The organism is Nocardia vulneris, from assembly GCF_001613425.1.
GTDB lineage: Bacteria > Actinomycetota > Actinomycetes > Mycobacteriales > Mycobacteriaceae > Nocardia > Nocardia vulneris.
This window is the reverse complement of the sequence record NZ_BDCI01000039.1, coordinates 115,822-131,630: the sequence shown is the minus strand read 5'-3', so window position 1 is coordinate 131,630 and position 15,809 is coordinate 115,822. Positions and strand designations below refer to the sequence as shown.

The window sequence follows — 15,809 nt, the reverse complement described above, 5'->3', positions numbered from 1 at the left end:
ATGGCGGGTAACGAGGCCGAAGGTGGAAACCATTAGGGCCCTTCGACTCTGAAGCACAGCGTCGGTACGGCGAATCATCGGTGATACGCGATCACTCCGTCGGGGGAGTGAACCATTCGGATCAACACTCGATCGCGTCAATTCACCAGAACAAGGCACATCATGACTACAACACCGCGACACTGCGCCGCTGCCGTCCTCCTGATCGCGGGAATTTCCCTCGGGTCCACAGCCTGCGGGCGTACTCCTGCGATCGCTCCCACCGTGCATCCGACGCCGTCCTCGACTCTCAGCAAACCGGCGACCGCGACGCCGACCCGGACCTCCTACACGACCACGTCGGTAACCACTCCGGCGATCGTGCCGAGCCTGGTCACGCCACCACCGACGACCGTCGCGATACCGCAGCGATTCGTGCCGCCCGCGCCCGCTCCCGAGCCGCCGGCGACACCTTCGGCGCCCCCCGCACCGACTACCTACTACGCCAACTGCGCCGCCGCCCGGGCGGCCGGCGCAGCTCCTCTGCACCGCGGTGAACCCGGCTACCGTCCGGGCCTGGATCGTCCCGGCGACGGAGTCGCTTGCGAATAGCGGATGGCCGCGGTGCGGAGTTCAGGAGTGGTCGGCTCTGTCGAAGCGGGGTACTCCTGGCACGTGGCTCGCGCTGTCGCCGTGGGCGGCGATGGATACCTGATGCCATGCTTGCCAGGTGGCCAGCCGTGATTCGTACGCTGCGGTGATGCGTTCGAGTCCGTCGTTGCCGAATAGCAACCTCAGTGGTGGGGAGGCGGCGTCGACGAGGGTGAGGAGCGCGGCTCGGGTGGCGGCGGGATCCCCCGGGGAGCGCGTGGTAGCGGCGGTGGTGGTCGCGTCGCGGATGTCGCGATAGGCCTCGATCGTGGTGGTGGGTTGCATGGAGGTGTTGAATCCTGTGGAGAATCCTTGGGGTTCGATGATCGTCACCGCGATGCCGAAGGCGGAGACCTCCGCGGCGAGTGCTTCGTGGAAGGCTTCGAGGGCGAATTTGGTTGCCGCGTAGGCTCCGGCGCCAGGGTAGGCGATCTGCCCCAGTAGTGAGGAGACCGCGATGATGTGGCCGGATCGCTGGGCGCGCAGGATCGGTAGCGCGGCTCGCACGATCCGTATCGCGCCGAAGACGTTGGTTTCGAACACCGCGTCGATTTGGGCGTCGTCGAGTTCCTCGACCATTCCCAGTTGTCCGTAGCCTGCGTTGTTGACCACGACATCCAGGCGGCCCAGCACATTGTGGGCGCACTGGATGGCTCGAGCGCCGGCGCTTCGCTGGGCGACATCCAACTGAATCGGAACTACAGCGTCGCCGAAGCGTTCGACCAGTTCATCGAGTGTCGCGACGGTGCGGGCGGTCGCAGCGACGCGGTCGCCCCGTTCGAGTGCCGCAAGGGCCCATTCGCGTCCGAGACCTCGTGAGGCGCCGGTGATGAACCAATTTCTCGACCCCACCTGTCTACTCCTTTCTGATCGTCGGGATGGAGGTTATTTCTGGGCATCGTGGACTTTGGACACGGCGTCTTCTGTGTCAGCGGCCATCGCGTCGATGATCTGGTCGAAGCTCAACCCTTGCTCACGCAAGCTGCGGATGGTGTCGTATCCGGCGGCGGTCACGTCGTCGAACTGGGCGCGGTTGGCCCGGTAGATTGCCGGGTCCTGCGGTTGCGCGGCATCGAGGTGCTTGCGCAGCGCGGCCGCGGGCAGGTCGGTGGCATAGACCGGTGAGCCGGGTTGCTGACGCCAGGACTGTGCGAGGGTGCCGCCGTCGACCGGGTCGAATCCGGCCTGGTCGACCAGCTGACTCAGGCGATGTTTGGCGGTTCCGTCGGGACCTGCGATCGGCAGCCCGAACCGTTGCGGCGACCCCGCCGGGCGGCCGCCGTCACGCAGGCTCACGTAGGTGATGTTGTTGAACGCTTTGAAGATCGGGCGTCCGATCAGCCCTGACAGCCATAGGGTGTCCGGCTCCGGGGTGTCGGTGTCGCCCAGTCCGGGCAGGATGCCGTCGCGGCCCGGGTAGTAGTTGCCGGTGTCGACGATGATCGTTTCCGGCCCGGCGTGCTCGGCTACCGATCTCGCTGCGGTGGGCAGTGCGCTGTAGGGAAGAGCCAGGAACAAGATGCCCGCAGTGGCGGCCACATCGGCGGCCCACCCGGCACTCATCCCGTCGACAAGCAGATCCGACAATGATTCTGGTTCGTGTGAGTTGGCGACCTGCACCGTGTTCCCGACCGCGGCAAGATGCCGAGCGAGGGTGCCGCCGAGGATTCCCGCGCCGATCACACCGATTTTCACCATAACTGTGACTCCTTTCCAGCAGGGTCGACGGCGTCGGCGAGTGCGGCGCCGTGCTCATACATCCAGCGGCCCAGTGCGCGCACCGGACCATCGAGAAGGCTCATGCCCAAAACGGTGAGTTCGTATTCGACCCGAGGGGGTCGTTCGGCGAATCTGTGACTGGTGATCAACCCGAAACCAGTCAGTCGTCGCAGCGTTTCGGTCAACGATTTGTCACTGAGTTCGCCGACCCGCTCACGCAACTCGCTGCGCCGGTGCGGACCGTCGTGCAAAGCGGCCAGGACCACCATGTCCCAACGATGGGAAAACAATTCCGCACCGGTGCGGATACGGCAGTCCGCGAACAGTTCCTCGGGGTCGATGTTCGGGCTCATACCGCAATCATGCATATCGGTTTCCTACCGTTCGGTGCGCGACACCATCGCGTGCATTGGCGGCCGGTGCTCACGGCGCCCACTGCCGGGCGATGCGGTCGATGAGAGAATCGACCAATCCGTTGGCCCGGTCCCAGAAAGCCGCGGCGTCGACCTGTTCGGGCACATCGACCTCCACCTCGAGCACGGTGCTGAGCCGGGCGATCGTCAGATAGTTGCCGAGCAGGGCGAGGATCTCCACGAGGTGACGATCACTGAACCGGGCACGGAACCGATTCAGAACCGCCGCGGGTGGGCGTGGCCGGTGCACGCAGGTGGTGACGAACTCCAGCAGCACCTGCTCGTGTTCGGTGAACACCGGTGCGCTGAAATGACGCGCGGCGAGCGCGTCGAAATGGCTGCCGGTCAAGCCCGTCTGCGGGGCGGTGCGCAGGTGCTGGCGCCATTCGTAATCCGAACCGTAGAGCTGAGCGCACGCCAGGATCACCAGTTCCCGCTCGCGTGCGCCGAGCGCGGTGTGGGTGAGCAGGCTCGTGGAATACACCGAGAACAAGCTCAGCAGGATCGGTGAGTGCCCGGCCATCCGGAACACGTTGATCTGGTCGGCCAGTATCGGTGCCAGCGACGCCGGCACCTCGGCGGGTTCGGGGTAGGGGATGCGTGCCATCACCGCCGCCCGGCGGGGTCCGCGGGCGGGTCCAGGATCAACCGGAACAGCGGCAGGGTCCGCGCGGTCTTGGCCTGGTTGCCGACCTGAAACGGCAGCACGTGCACCAGCTCAGCGAATACGGCGTCACGTTCACTGCCGGACAACTCTTTCGCCGTTGCCGTGCGGACCTCGCGTCCGAGTTCGACGCGGACCCGCGGATCGGCCCGCAGGTTGTGCACCCAAGCGGGCGCCTTGTCCGAGCCGTTGTCCGAGCCGACGACGACGGGATTGCCGTGATCGTCGTAATAGGACAGCGGTGTCTGGCGCGACGCGCCGGATTTCGCGCCGGTGTGGTGCAGGATCAGCAGCGGAATTTTGCCGCGATAATCGCCGCCGATCTTTTTCTCCGGATCGTAGTAGCGGTCGATGACGCCGCCGTTGCGGCGGAAGGCCCGCATGAATCGTTGGTTGTAGGCGATCTGTTCCTCGATCGGCCACGACCACATCTTCGCGCTCGCCCCGAACTTCTCATAACCCTGTTCATCGGAAACGATCCCGGTTACGTCGTCGCTTTCCGGCACAACAGTCCACCTTTCGTCGGCCGAGTTCCGGCACCCACACGGTCTTTCCACCAACCAGGATGAATCTTCTGACGCCTACCAATCGGTGCATGACCACACAGTCGGCCGCCATCCCGACACCCACGGTCACCGAAAACAAGTAGCCCGCGACACCGAAGCCGGTGCCCGGAGCGCGTCGAACCTTTGCGCCAGGCGATGACTGCCGCGATGCAGCCGACGGTTCTTGCACCGGCACGGTGATAAGGTGCTGCAGCAGCGGATCGGAGCCGAGGAAGGCCTCTTGAAGACCTCGCCGCGGAAACACGAGCCGTTGTCGGAGACCACCGCGATCGGCGCCGCAGCCACGCCGACCGGCTCACCCTCCGGCCCGAGGCCCTCGGCTACTCCCCGGTCGTCGCGTAGGTCATCAAGATCCAGGACATGCTCGGCTTCAGCGACGGCGAGCCGGAGACACTTCAGCGCGTCGTGTCCGCGCGCGGTCGTCGTGACCGTGATGGCGAGGCAGTATTTGGGCGCGGTTCGAGGGCCTCGCGCCCGCCTCCAGGAATGCCTGCTTCCATTTCGAGACCGCGACCGCGCTCACGCCCCGTCGCCGCGCCGCCTCGGACACGCTCATCTCGCCCCGGAGGACCGATAGGACGATCCGCAGCTTGTCCTCGACCGGGATCCTCGACCTCGCCGACCGCGACATGGCGTCTCCTTCTGGGCTTGTGGGTCCAGGACCGTTAACCTGGCGAACCTGCCACATATGGTGACGCACTAGACCGACCAGAACGGCTATTCGCCATTGAGCGACGGCGCGTTTCGTGTACTCACGGCCCGGAGTCTCACTGCAATGCATTTCTCGGATATATGCGGACTGCAAGTTGCTGAAAACATCCGATTATATGATTAAGGAACGTTTCGCCAGGGAATCCACGGAGGCGGACGACCAGTCCGTTCGGCGCTCGTAAGCTTGAAATGTGCAGCTTCGATGTCTCGCGCTGCTGTGGTGTTCAAGGGAGGTATTTCATGCCGGCGGAATGGGTGGCCATCGCTCGCGCGATAAGTATGGCGAATTCCCTGAGCCAAGCGCTCGCGCGAAACGATCTTCTCCTCGAAGCCATCGGGAGAAATCGGGCAGACACCGCCAAGCGGTTGGCGCAAGAATCCGAAAACCTTCATCTCTCTGCTGGTGAACGAGAGGACAAGCGGAGAATGGCGTTGGGTGAGCTGGAAGGCGCGTACACGGCCGCCTTGGCAAAAGCAGCAAAACCGACGGGCATCAAGAGTTGGTTCATGGGTGTGCCGTCCGAGGCGCACAACGCCGCAGCTCGTGCCGCGGTATCGCTTGCTGTCGCGAACGGTGCGCTCGGCCGATACGAATCCAAGAACCAGAACATGGCCCGTGCGAGGAAGCACTTCGAGGATTACATCGAAAGGCGAGAGGACGAAGAACGTTGGAGGCCAGGGTTGGAGGGGCCCATCGAGGTGGATCTCGAGAAGACGGCGCGGGAACGAGCGGCATTCGCTGAGGTGGTCGCCAGGGTCGGATAGCGCAACAAAACGTAGTTTCGATTCACCAAGTGGCGCGGCTAGCTGGACTGCTTCACCCACGCCACCGGAAGCACACTCGCACACCGGAGTTCAAACGCAACCTCGCGGTTATTGCCCGGACGACCGAGTACTACGGGCTGGCGGTGGACCAGCTACGCCGCAGTGGCCGGCGCATCGATGACGAGGTGCTCGCCCATATCTCGCCTGCGCACCGGGAGAACGTCAACTTCTTCGGCGCGATCGAGGTCGACCCCGGGGTGTGGCTGGTTGGATTGTGGTGCAGGTGACATTCTTCTGGTTCGAGCTAGGGCGGTGAATGTCCTAGGTGCCTTTTAGCGTGGCTCACGAGTAGTTCGGTGCCGCGGTTCGCGGCCTGGTCAGCGATGGAAGGAGTCGACGATGAACAGCACTACCGATCCTGTGGTGACGATCCGATCGGGGCGGGTCCTGGGCCGTGCGGATGGTCCGGTGACGGTGTTCGAGGGCATTCCGTACGCGGCCGCTCCGGCGGGGGAGCTCTTGTTCGACGTACCGCGCCCGGCTCCGGCCTGGGCGGGCGTGCGTGATTGCACGGCGCCGGGGCCGTGGGTGCCGCAAGGGGTGTCGATCGCGAGTCCGGATCTGCTGGAGTCCTCGCTGGCCGAGGACAACGAGTGCCTGAATCTGAACGTGACGACCCCCGATGTCGGTGGGTCCGGACTGCCGGTGATGGTCTGGATTCATCCCTCGGCGTTCCAGGCGGGCAGCAATTCCGAGCCGCGCTTCGCCACCACTGCCGCGCTGGCGCGCCGTGGCGTAGTGGTCGTGGCGATCAACTACCGGCTCGGCGCGCCCGGATTCGCCGAGATCGCCGGGGCACCGAGTAACCGGGGCCTGCGCGATCAGATCGCGGCCTTGCAGTGGGTGCAGGACAACATCCGCGTCTTCGGCGGCGACCCGGACAATGTCACCATCTTCGGCAGCTCGGCCGGGGGTCTGAGTTGCGCGCTACTGTTCGCCTCCCCAGCCGCGGCGGGACTGTTCCATCGGGCGATCCCGCAGAGTTCCGGCCCGGTGGTGGTCGCCGACCCCGACGAGGCCCGCCTCGCCGCCCGCACCTGGGCGACACGCCTGGGCGTCGAGCCGACACGGGCCGCGCTGGCGGGAGTGTCGCGCAAGGACGTCATCGGTTCTCAGCTGGCGGCCGTTCTCGATTTCATCCCGAACCTGGATGCCCGGCTGTGGGGTGCGGCGACGATCCGCGCGGGTTTCGGTGTCGTGCCGTTCATCCCGGTGCTCGATGAGCAGATATTGCCACAACGCCCGGTCGAGGCGGCCGCCTCGCGCGCCACGCACGGGGTGTCGCTGTTGTTGGGGCAGTCGACCAGCGAGGTCGAGGCGATCGCCGCGACCATCGCACCCGCGGCGGGCACGCCGGGCGAGGATCCGAGCCTGGCGCGAGCGCTGGGGTTGATCGGCGCGGACGACCCAGCCGTGCTCGAGGTGTTTCGCCACAACCGGCCCGCCGGCGATGCGCAGCGGCTGTTCTACGCGATCGCCGCCGAGTACCTGGCCCGCGCGCCCTACATGGCGCTCGCCGAGAACTACGCCGCAGCCGGCGGGACGGTGTTCCTCAACGAGTTCGCTTGGGCCACACCGGTGATGGGCGTGGCCGGGCACAGTGCCGAGCTGCCGTTCCTGTTCGAAACCTACGAGGTCTTCCAATCCATGGGGTTGCTCGGCGAGGACATACCGATGCAGCTGACCGAGGAGATGCAGCGCGCCTGGATCTCGTTCGCCACCCATGGTGATCCCGGTTGGGCGCCGGTCAGCCTCAGTCGCCCGAACCCGGTCAAGGTCTTCGACGCCGACTCCAACCCGGTCGAGCCGACTCCACGGGCCGACGAACTCGCCGCGGTCCGCGCATCGAAGGCTCTCGCCAACCGCGGGTGATGTGAATTCGCGCTGTAACGTGCGCTCATGTTGGGTCCCTTTGGTCGACGGTCATTCGAATGGCCATCTATCAACGCTCCTGGTTGCGGAATGCGGCGCTCGGGGCGGCCTGTTGCGCCCTGAGGATGCGCAGAAGGAAGACACCGGAGACCGCGGCCATGGTGAGCGCCATCAGTAGCCCGCCGAAGAGTCCGATCAGGGCAGTGCGGGCGGTGGACTGCCCGGGCTGCCACAGTGGGGTGGTGACGGTGGTGAAGACGAGCAGGGCGGCCAGCCAGGCTGCGGCATTGGCCCAAATCCATTGGCCTGCATGGTGTATATGGCGGCGCAGGGCAAACCATTGCGTCACGCCGATCGACAGCAGGATGACGACCCCGCCGATGGTCGCGGCGGGAATGACGACAGCAGGCGGCCAGGAGTCGAGCCCATCGCCGGCGACTACCGGGATCACACCGATCGACCAGGCCAGCAGCGCGCCCAGTGCGGTCGCGAGAATCCAATCGGCGCGACGAAATCCGGGTACGACGGAACCGAGTACGCGGGCTTGGAACCAGCCGAGGACGGTGCCTTCGATCGCGCCTGCGGCGAGCAGTGCGAGGGCGGCGGTCGCGGGTGCGGCGTCCCGCACGAGAGCTCCTGTCAGCGCGGGTGCCGCGAAGCCGAACAGCTCGCCGAGGGTGACGCTGATGCACCAGCGTCGCCAAAGGCCGACGTACTTCGGTTCGGCCGCCACGGAGCTCGGGAGGTTGTGCGCGGCCTGCAATTCGATGACGACGAAGGGATCCGTAGCGGGGATGAGCATGCGGGGATATTTCGCCTGATAGACCGCGGCCACTTCTTCGTGTTCCAGCGATCCGGGAGGTGTCACGTGACCCGTACCGTATTGCCACCGGCCGTCGAGCCATACCGAGATCGGCCGGGGTGTACGGAAGTTACGCCACCACGACTTTGTGTGGGCGCGGGCTACTCGGACGACGACGTTGTGGTCCGAGCGGGCATAGGAGACGGGAAGAGCGACGTGGCGACCCGAAAGTCGGCCCTGGTAGCGCAGTTCCGTCAGATTCCGCCGCAGCCCGGCCGTCATGGGCGAGTGCAGCATCCTCGAGATCACGGATGCGCCGAAGCCTGGTGCCTCGTATCGGGTGGTGCTCGTCATATTTCTATGGTCGTCCGCGAGGACGCCTGTCGGCAGGCCCAAACGGCTCTCGTTCCGGTTGCCGATGGTCCCTCAGTCGGAAGTCCGATCGGCCTGACGGTGCGCCTGGTCGGAGCCGAGGGGCATTGCGCCGAGACGCCGGAACCTGGTGGCGAGCGCGGCGGTGAGGGTCTGCTGCTCGATGACGATGTCCGGGTCAGCAATGACGGTGACGCCCAGCGTGCCCTCGTAGGACAGCACCGCAAAGGTCACGCCGACGTTGCCTGGCGTCGACACCATCGGGATGATCCCTTCGATGCGGCTGCCGCCCAGGTGCAGGGCCTGCCCCGAACCGCGCACGTTCGTCTCGAAGGTGTGCACGAGGCGTTGGTGCGCGATGAACGACTGGAACAGTCCGACTCGTTGCAGCATCCGGAAGACCACACCCAGCGGTGCGGCTGAGGAAGCACGGATGGTCGTCTTGCCCATGGTGCTCGTCACCGCGGTGATGTCGGCGAGCCTCGTCGAATCGTCGTCGATCGCGGGGACCGAGATCGGCCGGACACCGGTGTCGTTGCCGAGGTCGGTTGGTCCGCTCGCGCGGCGACCTGAGATCGGTACCGAGATCACCAGTTGGCGCGGCCGCTCACCTCGCGCCCGCAGAATATCGAGCAGCGCACCGCTGATCGCGGCGAGCACGACATCGTTGACGGTGCCGTCCGCGCGGTGCGCAGCGGCGACGACGTCGGCCAGGCCGACGGTCACCCGGGTGAGGCAGCGCCGCGGCGATGTGGGCTGATTCAAGGAGATCCGTTCGGCCGGCCGCATAGTTGTCCAGCTGAATCCGAGTTCACGTAGCCCTGCGGCTGTCTCCCGGATTCCATGTGGAATCGAGCGCAAGGCGCGCAGCCGTGTTCGAGCGGCATCGGCCGCCAGCGCCCACCCGCTCGGCGGCGGCCGGGGGAAATCGGATTCCGCCGGTGCTGACCCTTCGTCGCCGAGTGCCGCGAGCACGGCCAAACCGCCGAGACCGTCGGTGAGGACATGGTGCGCGACGACAACCAGCGCGCACTGCCCTGGCGAGCGCACCAACCCGGCCCGCCACAGTGGCCGGTTCTTCGCCAGCGGTGTGCAGAGCAGGTCGGTGGCGATATCGAAGAGTTCCGACTCGGAAACCTGTGCCGACCGGTCGATCACCTGAACGTGCTGGTCCACACTGAAGGACGGGTCGTCCACCCAGATCGGCCGACCGCAGCCGAACGGCGTGTGCCGCAACGTCTGTCGGAATCGCGGTATCCGCGGTATCCGCTCGGCCAGTAGTGCGCGAAGGTGTGCCGGATCCGGCGGACAGGTGCTGTCGAAAAGCAGGATCGCGCCGAGGTGCATGGGCGTCGACCCGCGGTCGTCGACCATGACGGTGAGATCGGTCGGGCTCGCCCGGTCGATCACCGGTGAATGGGACCGCGCCGGCGTGCCGGGTACGTGTGCTCTGATCATCACTGGATCTCCGTGACCCGGCTCAACTGCCCGCTATATCGCGGCGATCGAAAATCGGCAGTGCGGCCAGGACACAGCAGATTCCGGCCGCTGCAAGCCATAGGTAGGAGAGCGGAAGACCGGCGCCCATCGGTCCGTCGGCTACCGCCTGATGGAACGGTGACCACGGTCCCCACGGCTGTACCGCGGTGACCAGTTTGCTCGCTACGTAGAGCACGTAGGCGGCAACGGCGAGAACCGAGGCGACACCGAGAGCGAGCACTCGCCTGCCGGTAGCGGCGCCGATCGCGACGGCGAGCAACCCGAATTCGATACCCAGCAGCATCATCGACAATGCCCCCGACGCGGCAGCGCCCACTGTCACGCCCAACCCGAAAATGGCCGAGCACACGACGAGGGACCCGAACAGCACCGATCCGAGGACCGCAACGGCGGTCACGACTACGGCGGCCTGCTCCAGCGTCAGCCGAATCGGTGAAACACCATTCACGAGAAGCACTTCCAGCGTGCCGCGTTCTTCCTCACCGGCGATGCCACGTGCACCGCGACCGATGGCGAAGACCATGAAAAGAATCGGCAGCAGCATGCTGAACAGCTCGGCGTTCAAGAACCCGGTCCCGGTGGTGAACTCCTCGAGGTTGAACAGCGTGCGCATGGCCTCGGGATAGTTGTTCAGGAACTCCTGCATGCCGGACATATCCGAGAAGGTCGGCCAGATCGCGGATTCGAGCAGCACGAGCAGCACGACCCCGATGCTCCAGCCGAGGAGCCCGCGGCGTTGATCACGCAACGACTTGGTGTACACGGTGCGCAGCATGGTGATTCAGCCCCGTCCGTAGTAGTTGAGGAAGACCTCTTCGAGGTCGGGTTCGTGGCTGACGATGTCGGTGACCTCGAACGGTGCCACCGCACGCAGCAGCGCCGCGGTGGAACCTTCGAGTTCGATGTGCACCGCCTTGCTGTTGCGCATGACCGACCGCACTCCGCTGGTGTGTCGTAGCCGGTCGAGATCCGGTGGCGCACCACCGAATACGAGATCGATGCGGCGCAGCGGCCGTGCGGTGAGCGCGCCGATCGATTGCACTTCGACCAGGCGTCCCTGCCGCAGGATGCCGACCCTGTCGGCGACCTCCTGGACTTCCGACAGCACATGCGAGGACAGGAATACCGTGCGTCCCGCGGCCTTCACCTCATGGATCAGAGCGTGGAATTCTCGCTGTACCAGCGGGTCCAGTCCAGCGGTGGGCTCGTCGAGCACGAGCAGATCGGGTTCGGACATGAAGGCCTGGACGAGGCCGACCTTCTGCCGGTTACCGTGCGACATCGCGCCGATGCGCACCGTGGGATCCAAGCCGAGCCGTTCGATCAGCTGCTTGCGGACCTTGTCATCGACGCCGCCGCGCAGGCTGGCCAGGTACCGGAGGTACTGATCTGCGGTGAGATCGGGATAGCCGACGAATTCGCCTGGCAGGTAACCGATATGGCGCTGTGCTGCGGATCGCTGGTGCACCGTGTCCGCGCCGGCGATGGTCACACTGCCCATGGTCGGGCGCATCAGCCCGACCAGCAGCCGGATGGTGGTGGTCTTACCCGCGCCGTTCGGTCCGAGATAGCCGAAGACGACTCCGGCGGGGACTTCGAGATCTACGTCGACCAGGGCGGGCTTGTGCCCGTAGAGCTTGGTCAACCCTGAGGTACTGACTATCGCTGACATGGCAGTTCGTCTTTCGTGCGGTGGTGGCCGATTCAGCCCGCCGCGCCCGCGGTCGCGCCGCCGTCGAGGACGAATTCCGAGCCGGTAGAGAAGGTGGCCTCGGTGATGAGGAAGCGCACCATCGCCGCCACCTCGTCCGGCTCGCCGAAGCGGGCCAACGGCTGGGCGGCCGCCATCGATTCATCCAGACCGGCGGTCATCGGCGTGTGAATCGGGCCGGGATGCACCGAGCACACCCGGATGTCGTCGCGGCCGAGCTCGAGGGCGGCGGCTTTGGTGAGACCACGCAGACCCCATTTGCTGGCGACGTAGCCGCCGATGCCCGCGTAACCGACCAGCCCCGCCGTCGAGGAGATATTGACTATCACACCGCCGCCCCCGGCCCGCAGGTGCGGAACGGCCATGTGCATGCCGAGCCAGGATCCGTACAGATTGACCTCGACGACGTGGCGGAACATCGCCGGTGACTCGTCCTCGATGCTGCCGAAATCGAGGATTCCCGCGTTGTTGACCAGGATCGCGAGCGGCCCGAAAGTGGCGGCGGTCTGGTCGATGACGTCGCGCCACATCGACTTGTCGGTGACGTCGAGGCGTTGGAACATGACGTTCGGCCCGAGTGAACGGGCAAGTTCGGTGCCTTCCCGCTCGAGCAGGTCGGCGACCACGACCGCGATGTTCTCCTTCGCGAGTGCTCGTACGATGGCGGCGCCGATGCCGCGCGCGCCACCGGTGACGATGGCACTTCGTCCGCTGAAATTGTTCATGGCCGACAACCCTCCTGATGTTTCGTGTCCCTAGAGCGTGGCGTCTCATGGCCTCCGTGCGAGCCTGGCGAAAGTCCTCAGTGCACAGGACTATCCGACTCTGTCTCGGCTACTCGACCGGCAGTCGGGCATCCGCCGGGGCGAGGTCGAATTCCTGGGTCTGGCCGCTGTGCAGGGTCGCGGACGAGCCCGCGACATCGAGATCGATCGGTGCGGCACTTGCGGCCGGTCTGCTGGTGAGGCGCAGTCGATGGTGATCGAGAGCGACATCGATGCGGTGCCCGCGGTAGTGCAGGCCGAACCGGACGCCCGAGAGTTGCTGTGGCAGCCGCGGATCGAAGACCAGCCGATCACGGTAACAGCGCAGGCCGGCGAACGCGCGGATCACGATGTCGACCGTGCCTGCCATCGCGGCGAAGTGGATGCCGTGCTGGGTGGTGCCGCCCTGGGTGTCGTCGAGATCGGCCACCAGGGCCCGCTGAAAGACCGCCCAGGCCCGTTCGGGTCGCATCCGGGCCAGCACCGAGGCGTGTACCACCTGGCTCAGGGTGGACCCGTCACTGGTGCGGTGTAGGTAGTAATCCACTGTGCGATCAAGGGTTTCGCGGGTGCACGGGTAGCCGAGACGGTCGAGGAATTCGAGCAGGCGGCCCGGGCCGAGCAGATAGATCAGCATCAGTACGTCGGCCTGTTTGGCGAGCTTGTACCGGTTGGTGGTGTCGCCTTCGGCTTCGAGGATGAGATCGAGCCGGCCGATGTTGCCGTAGCGGTGCCGGTAGTTGTCCCAGTCGAGTTCGGCGAGTTCGGCGTAGCCGTCGAATTGGCTGAGCACGCCGTCGTGGAACGGCACCGCCATCCGCAGGCTGCGGCGCGTCCACTGCGCGGGTTCCGCAGGATCATCGATATGCATTCGGCGGCAGAGCGTTTCGCGGGCGTGCCCGGCGAGGAGGTCCAATGTTTCGACCGCTTTGCCGCATACCCAGGCGGCGAGTACGTTGGTATAGGCGTTGTCGCGCAGCCCGGTGCCCGGGGCGTCGGGATACCCGTCGTGGTATTCGTCGGGTCCCATCACCCCGTCGAGGTGGTAGCGATCGGCGGCGCGGTCGTGGCGGGTCATGGCGGTGAACAGTCGTGCGACTTCGATGATCAGTTCGGCGCCGTGTTCGGCGAGCCAGGTGAGGTCGCCGGTGCATTCGTAGAATTGCCAGGCGTTGTAAGCGATCGCGAGTCCGACATGGCGTTGGTGCCGCGAGTTGTCGGGCATCCACCGTTTCGAACGGGGATTGAACAGTTGCGCCGGCGTCTCCTCCCGGCCGTCGCTACCGCTCTGCCACGGAAACAGCGCACCGCGCCAGCCGTGTTCGGCCGCCGCGAAACGGGCGGCGGGGAGCCTGCGGGCACGGTATCGGAGCGCGGCCTTGGCCACCTCGGGCCGATGCAGGGTGAGTAGCGGCATGACGAACAGTTCGTCCCAGAAAATGTGGCCGCGATAGCCTTCCCCGTGCAGACCGCGCACGGGTATTCCCGCATCGTGCTCGGCCGTGTGCTCGGTGAGTGTTTGCGCGAGGTGGAACAGGTGCAGATTCAGCACGAGCCGGGTCTGGGTGTCGGTCCCGTCGAGTTCGATCGCCAGCTGGTCCCACAGCGCGGTCCAGGCATCGTGATGTTCGAGGAACAGTCCGGTGAAACCCGCAGGTGCACGGTTTAATTCGGTCACGGCGCCGAGGGCGGGCGCGGCGATGGCGTGGTCTCTGGACGTGACGATCGCGACGACCTTGTCGACGACGGTGGGCTGTCCGTCTTGTACGGGGACATGCAGCACTTGGGAGTAATGCTCTGCACCATCGTTTTCGGCGACCGGACGGCTTGCGATCGTGCCGCGAAGGGTGGTCCGGGCCGCGACGGCGATGCGGATGCGGCTCGAACTCGTCTCCGCCTGCACCGTGAAGGTGTGCTCGTCGACCGGATCGGCCTCGATCCGAGTCAGCTGCCGGTGGGTGAACGAGGGGTACTCCGCGACGTTGGAGTTGGTCACGCCCGCATCGATACCCGATCGAACGTCGACCTCGCCGCTCCAGCCCTGCGGGACCACTGTCGTCTCGAGCGCGGCTACGTGCGGTCGTGCCATCGAGACGATGCGGCGCTGAGTGACCAGGAGCGTTCGTCCCTGGGGCTCCACCAGTAGCGCGGTGCGCGTGTAGATTCCAGTGCGCAGGTCGAGGTCGCGGCGTTCGTTGCGGACCGCCACCGCCTCGTCGGACCACCAGACACCACCGAAGCGGATGTCGAGCGGGAGCCAATTCGGGACATTGACGATCTGCTCCTCCTCGATCGTGCGCTGCGCGAGGGTTCCAGTACGCCGGTTGTATACACCAGCGATATAGGTTCCTGGGTAATGCGTTCGGCCACAGAAATATTCGGGCGAGCAGCCACGGGTGCCGAAGTAGCCGTTGGCGAGTGTCGTGAGGGCCTCGCGCTGTCGCTCGTGCGCGGAGTCCGAACCGCCGTAGCTGAGCAGCCAGGGATCGGTGAATAGCACGCCGAGGTCGAGCTCGGCGACGTCGCGCACGACGAAGTCGGCCCCGGCGGCCGCCAGACCGTCCGGGTGCAGTCGGCGATCGACGCCCACGACGAGTCCGAATCCGCCCGCCACGCCGGCTCGCACACCTGAGGGCGCGTCCTCTACCACCGCCGCTCGTTGCGGGGGGACGCCGAGGCGGCGCGCTGCTTCGAGAAAGAGTGCGGGGTCGGGTTTGCCTGGCAGCGCCAGTGTTTCGGCAGTATCACCGTCGATCACGACATCGAACAGATCGGTGAGACCCGCGGCTGTCAAGATCGCGTGCGCATTGCGGCTCGCGGTGACCAGGCCGACGGGCACCCCTCCGTTGCGTAACCGGCACACCAGGTCGACGGTGCTGGGAAAGGCCCGGACGCCTTGCTGGGCAAGCAGTGTCAGGAAGATCGAGTTCTTGCGATTGGCCAGACCATTAACCGTCCACGCGTCGTCCGGGTCGGTGTCGCTGCCCGGTGGCAAGGTGATGCCGCGGGACGACAGGAAAGCCGCGACTCCGTCCGTGCGGGCCCGGCCGTCGACCAGACGGTGATAGTCCGCATCCTCGAACGGACGCGGCGGCACTGTCGTGGTGAGCCGGTCATCACGTAGAACTGTGTCGAACAACTGTTTCCACGCGGCCGCGTGGACTGTGGCGGTGTCGGTGACCACTCCGTCCATGTCGAACAGTACGGCGTCGTAGGGCGGACGAGCGCCGAGCGGGCCGGACGGTGCGATGTGTGCCATA

General features: G+C 65.9%; 15 protein-coding genes and 1 pseudogene. 4 read left to right on the top strand and 12 right to left on the bottom strand.

Features of this window, described 5'->3' with window-relative positions; genetic code table 11:
* Positions 1–162: 162 nt before the first annotated feature.
* Positions 163–591: an excalibur calcium-binding domain-containing protein gene (locus tag NVU01S_RS42775; RefSeq protein ID WP_082032173.1), complete on the top strand. Its 429-nt coding sequence runs from the start codon at positions 163–165 to the stop codon at positions 589–591.
* Positions 592–612: 21 nt separating this feature from the next.
* Here NVU01S_RS42775 and NVU01S_RS34040 read toward each other — a convergent pair whose 3' ends face one another.
* From NVU01S_RS34040 to NVU01S_RS43715, 6 genes are all read right to left on the bottom strand, one after another.
* A complete protein-coding gene (locus NVU01S_RS34040) occupies positions 613–1,482 on the bottom strand; it encodes an SDR family NAD(P)-dependent oxidoreductase (protein ID WP_052280883.1) in 870 nt (289 codons plus the stop codon).
* Positions 1,483–1,515: 33 nt separating this feature from the next.
* Positions 1,516–2,328 carry an NADPH-dependent F420 reductase gene (locus NVU01S_RS34035; RefSeq protein ID WP_014984449.1) on the bottom strand — a complete coding sequence of 271 codons (813 nt, stop codon included), beginning with the start codon at positions 2,326–2,328 and terminating at the stop codon, positions 1,516–1,518.
* Positions 2,322–2,702 carry a winged helix-turn-helix transcriptional regulator gene (locus NVU01S_RS34030; protein ID WP_014984450.1) on the bottom strand — a complete coding sequence of 127 codons (381 nt, stop codon included), beginning with the start codon at positions 2,700–2,702 and terminating at the stop codon, positions 2,322–2,324. The genes NVU01S_RS34035 and NVU01S_RS34030 overlap by 7 nt, the downstream gene beginning before the upstream one ends.
* Positions 2,703–2,772: 70 nt before the next feature.
* Complete coding sequence (locus NVU01S_RS34025; RefSeq protein WP_014984451.1) at positions 2,773–3,369, bottom strand: carboxymuconolactone decarboxylase family protein; 597 nt, start codon at positions 3,367–3,369, stop codon at positions 2,773–2,775.
* Positions 3,369–3,932 (bottom strand): nitroreductase family deazaflavin-dependent oxidoreductase, encoded by a 564-nt coding sequence (locus NVU01S_RS34020; RefSeq protein ID WP_014984452.1) that lies wholly within the window; start codon positions 3,930–3,932, stop codon positions 3,369–3,371. Before NVU01S_RS34020 ends, NVU01S_RS34025 begins: the two co-directional genes overlap by 1 nt.
* Positions 3,933–4,362: 430 nt before the next feature.
* Entirely contained in the window at positions 4,363–4,623 is a 261-nt protein-coding gene (locus tag NVU01S_RS43715; protein ID WP_014984453.1) for a transposase, read from the bottom strand.
* A gap of 320 nt (positions 4,624–4,943) precedes the next feature.
* Here NVU01S_RS43715 and NVU01S_RS43710 point away from each other — a divergent pair, with 320 nt between their 5' ends.
* The 3 genes and pseudogenes from NVU01S_RS43710 (at position 4,944) to NVU01S_RS34005 (ending at position 7,400) form a co-directional block, all read left to right on the top strand.
* On the top strand, positions 4,944–5,468 hold the full coding sequence (locus tag NVU01S_RS43710; RefSeq protein WP_014984454.1) for a hypothetical protein: 525 nt from the start codon (positions 4,944–4,946) through the stop codon (positions 5,466–5,468).
* 104 nt (positions 5,469–5,572) lie between these two features.
* A pseudogene (locus tag NVU01S_RS45490) lies at positions 5,573–5,719 on the top strand (Tn3 family transposase); the annotation flags it as partial.
* A 148-nt stretch (positions 5,720–5,867) separates the two neighbouring features.
* Positions 5,868–7,400, top strand: a complete 1,533-nt coding sequence (locus tag NVU01S_RS34005) for a carboxylesterase/lipase family protein (protein ID WP_043675001.1) — start codon at positions 5,868–5,870, stop codon at positions 7,398–7,400.
* Between the two features lie 70 nt (positions 7,401–7,470).
* Here NVU01S_RS34005 and NVU01S_RS34000 read toward each other — a convergent pair whose 3' ends face one another.
* From NVU01S_RS34000 to NVU01S_RS33975, 6 genes are all read right to left on the bottom strand, one after another.
* Complete coding sequence (locus NVU01S_RS34000; RefSeq protein ID WP_052280884.1) at positions 7,471–8,268, bottom strand: hypothetical protein; 798 nt, start codon at positions 8,266–8,268, stop codon at positions 7,471–7,473.
* A gap of 360 nt (positions 8,269–8,628) precedes the next feature.
* On the bottom strand, positions 8,629–10,032 hold the full coding sequence (locus NVU01S_RS33995) for a wax ester/triacylglycerol synthase domain-containing protein (RefSeq protein ID WP_063776003.1): 1,404 nt from the start codon (positions 10,030–10,032) through the stop codon (positions 8,629–8,631).
* Positions 10,033–10,054: 22 nt separating this feature from the next.
* A complete protein-coding gene (locus NVU01S_RS33990) occupies positions 10,055–10,849 on the bottom strand; it encodes an efflux permease Rv1217c-related protein (protein ID WP_043675007.1) in 795 nt (264 codons plus the stop codon).
* Positions 10,850–10,855: 6 nt separating this feature from the next.
* Positions 10,856–11,746, bottom strand: a complete 891-nt coding sequence (locus tag NVU01S_RS33985; RefSeq protein WP_043675010.1) for an ABC transporter ATP-binding protein — start codon at positions 11,744–11,746, stop codon at positions 10,856–10,858.
* A gap of 32 nt (positions 11,747–11,778) precedes the next feature.
* Positions 11,779–12,510 carry an SDR family NAD(P)-dependent oxidoreductase gene (locus tag NVU01S_RS33980; RefSeq protein ID WP_014984461.1) on the bottom strand — a complete coding sequence of 244 codons (732 nt, stop codon included), beginning with the start codon at positions 12,508–12,510 and terminating at the stop codon, positions 11,779–11,781.
* Positions 12,511–12,619: 109 nt separating this feature from the next.
* Positions 12,620–15,808, bottom strand: a complete 3,189-nt coding sequence (locus tag NVU01S_RS33975) for a beta-phosphoglucomutase family hydrolase (protein ID WP_043675013.1) — start codon at positions 15,806–15,808, stop codon at positions 12,620–12,622.
* Position 15,809: the final 1 nt, after the last annotated feature.

Excerpts from the sequence above, each read along its gene's own strand:
- NVU01S_RS42775 (WP_082032173.1), top strand. The coding sequence starts at position 163 with ATGACTACAACACCGCGACACTGCGCCGCTGCCGTCCTCCTGATCGCG.
- NVU01S_RS34035 (WP_014984449.1), bottom strand. The coding sequence starts at position 2,328 with ATGGTGAAAATCGGTGTGATCGGCGCGGGAATCCTCGGCGGCACCCTC.
- NVU01S_RS34030 (WP_014984450.1), bottom strand. The coding sequence starts at position 2,702 with ATGAGCCCGAACATCGACCCCGAGGAACTGTTCGCGGACTGCCGTATC.
- NVU01S_RS34025 (WP_014984451.1), bottom strand. The coding sequence starts at position 3,369 with ATGGCACGCATCCCCTACCCCGAACCCGCCGAGGTGCCGGCGTCGCTG.
- NVU01S_RS43715 (WP_014984453.1), bottom strand. The coding sequence starts at position 4,623 with ATGTCGCGGTCGGCGAGGTCGAGGATCCCGGTCGAGGACAAGCTGCGG.
- NVU01S_RS43710 (WP_014984454.1), top strand. The coding sequence starts at position 4,944 with ATGCCGGCGGAATGGGTGGCCATCGCTCGCGCGATAAGTATGGCGAAT.
- NVU01S_RS34005 (WP_043675001.1), top strand. The coding sequence starts at position 5,868 with ATGAACAGCACTACCGATCCTGTGGTGACGATCCGATCGGGGCGGGTC.
- NVU01S_RS33995 (WP_063776003.1), bottom strand. The coding sequence starts at position 10,032 with ATGATCAGAGCACACGTACCCGGCACGCCGGCGCGGTCCCATTCACCG.
- NVU01S_RS33990 (WP_043675007.1), bottom strand. The coding sequence starts at position 10,849 with ATGCTGCGCACCGTGTACACCAAGTCGTTGCGTGATCAACGCCGCGGG.
- NVU01S_RS33985 (WP_043675010.1), bottom strand. The coding sequence starts at position 11,746 with ATGTCAGCGATAGTCAGTACCTCAGGGTTGACCAAGCTCTACGGGCAC.
- NVU01S_RS33980 (WP_014984461.1), bottom strand. The coding sequence starts at position 12,510 with ATGAACAATTTCAGCGGACGAAGTGCCATCGTCACCGGTGGCGCGCGC.
- NVU01S_RS33975 (WP_043675013.1), bottom strand. The coding sequence starts at position 15,808 with ATGGCACACATCGCACCGTCCGGCCCGCTCGGCGCTCGTCCGCCCTAC.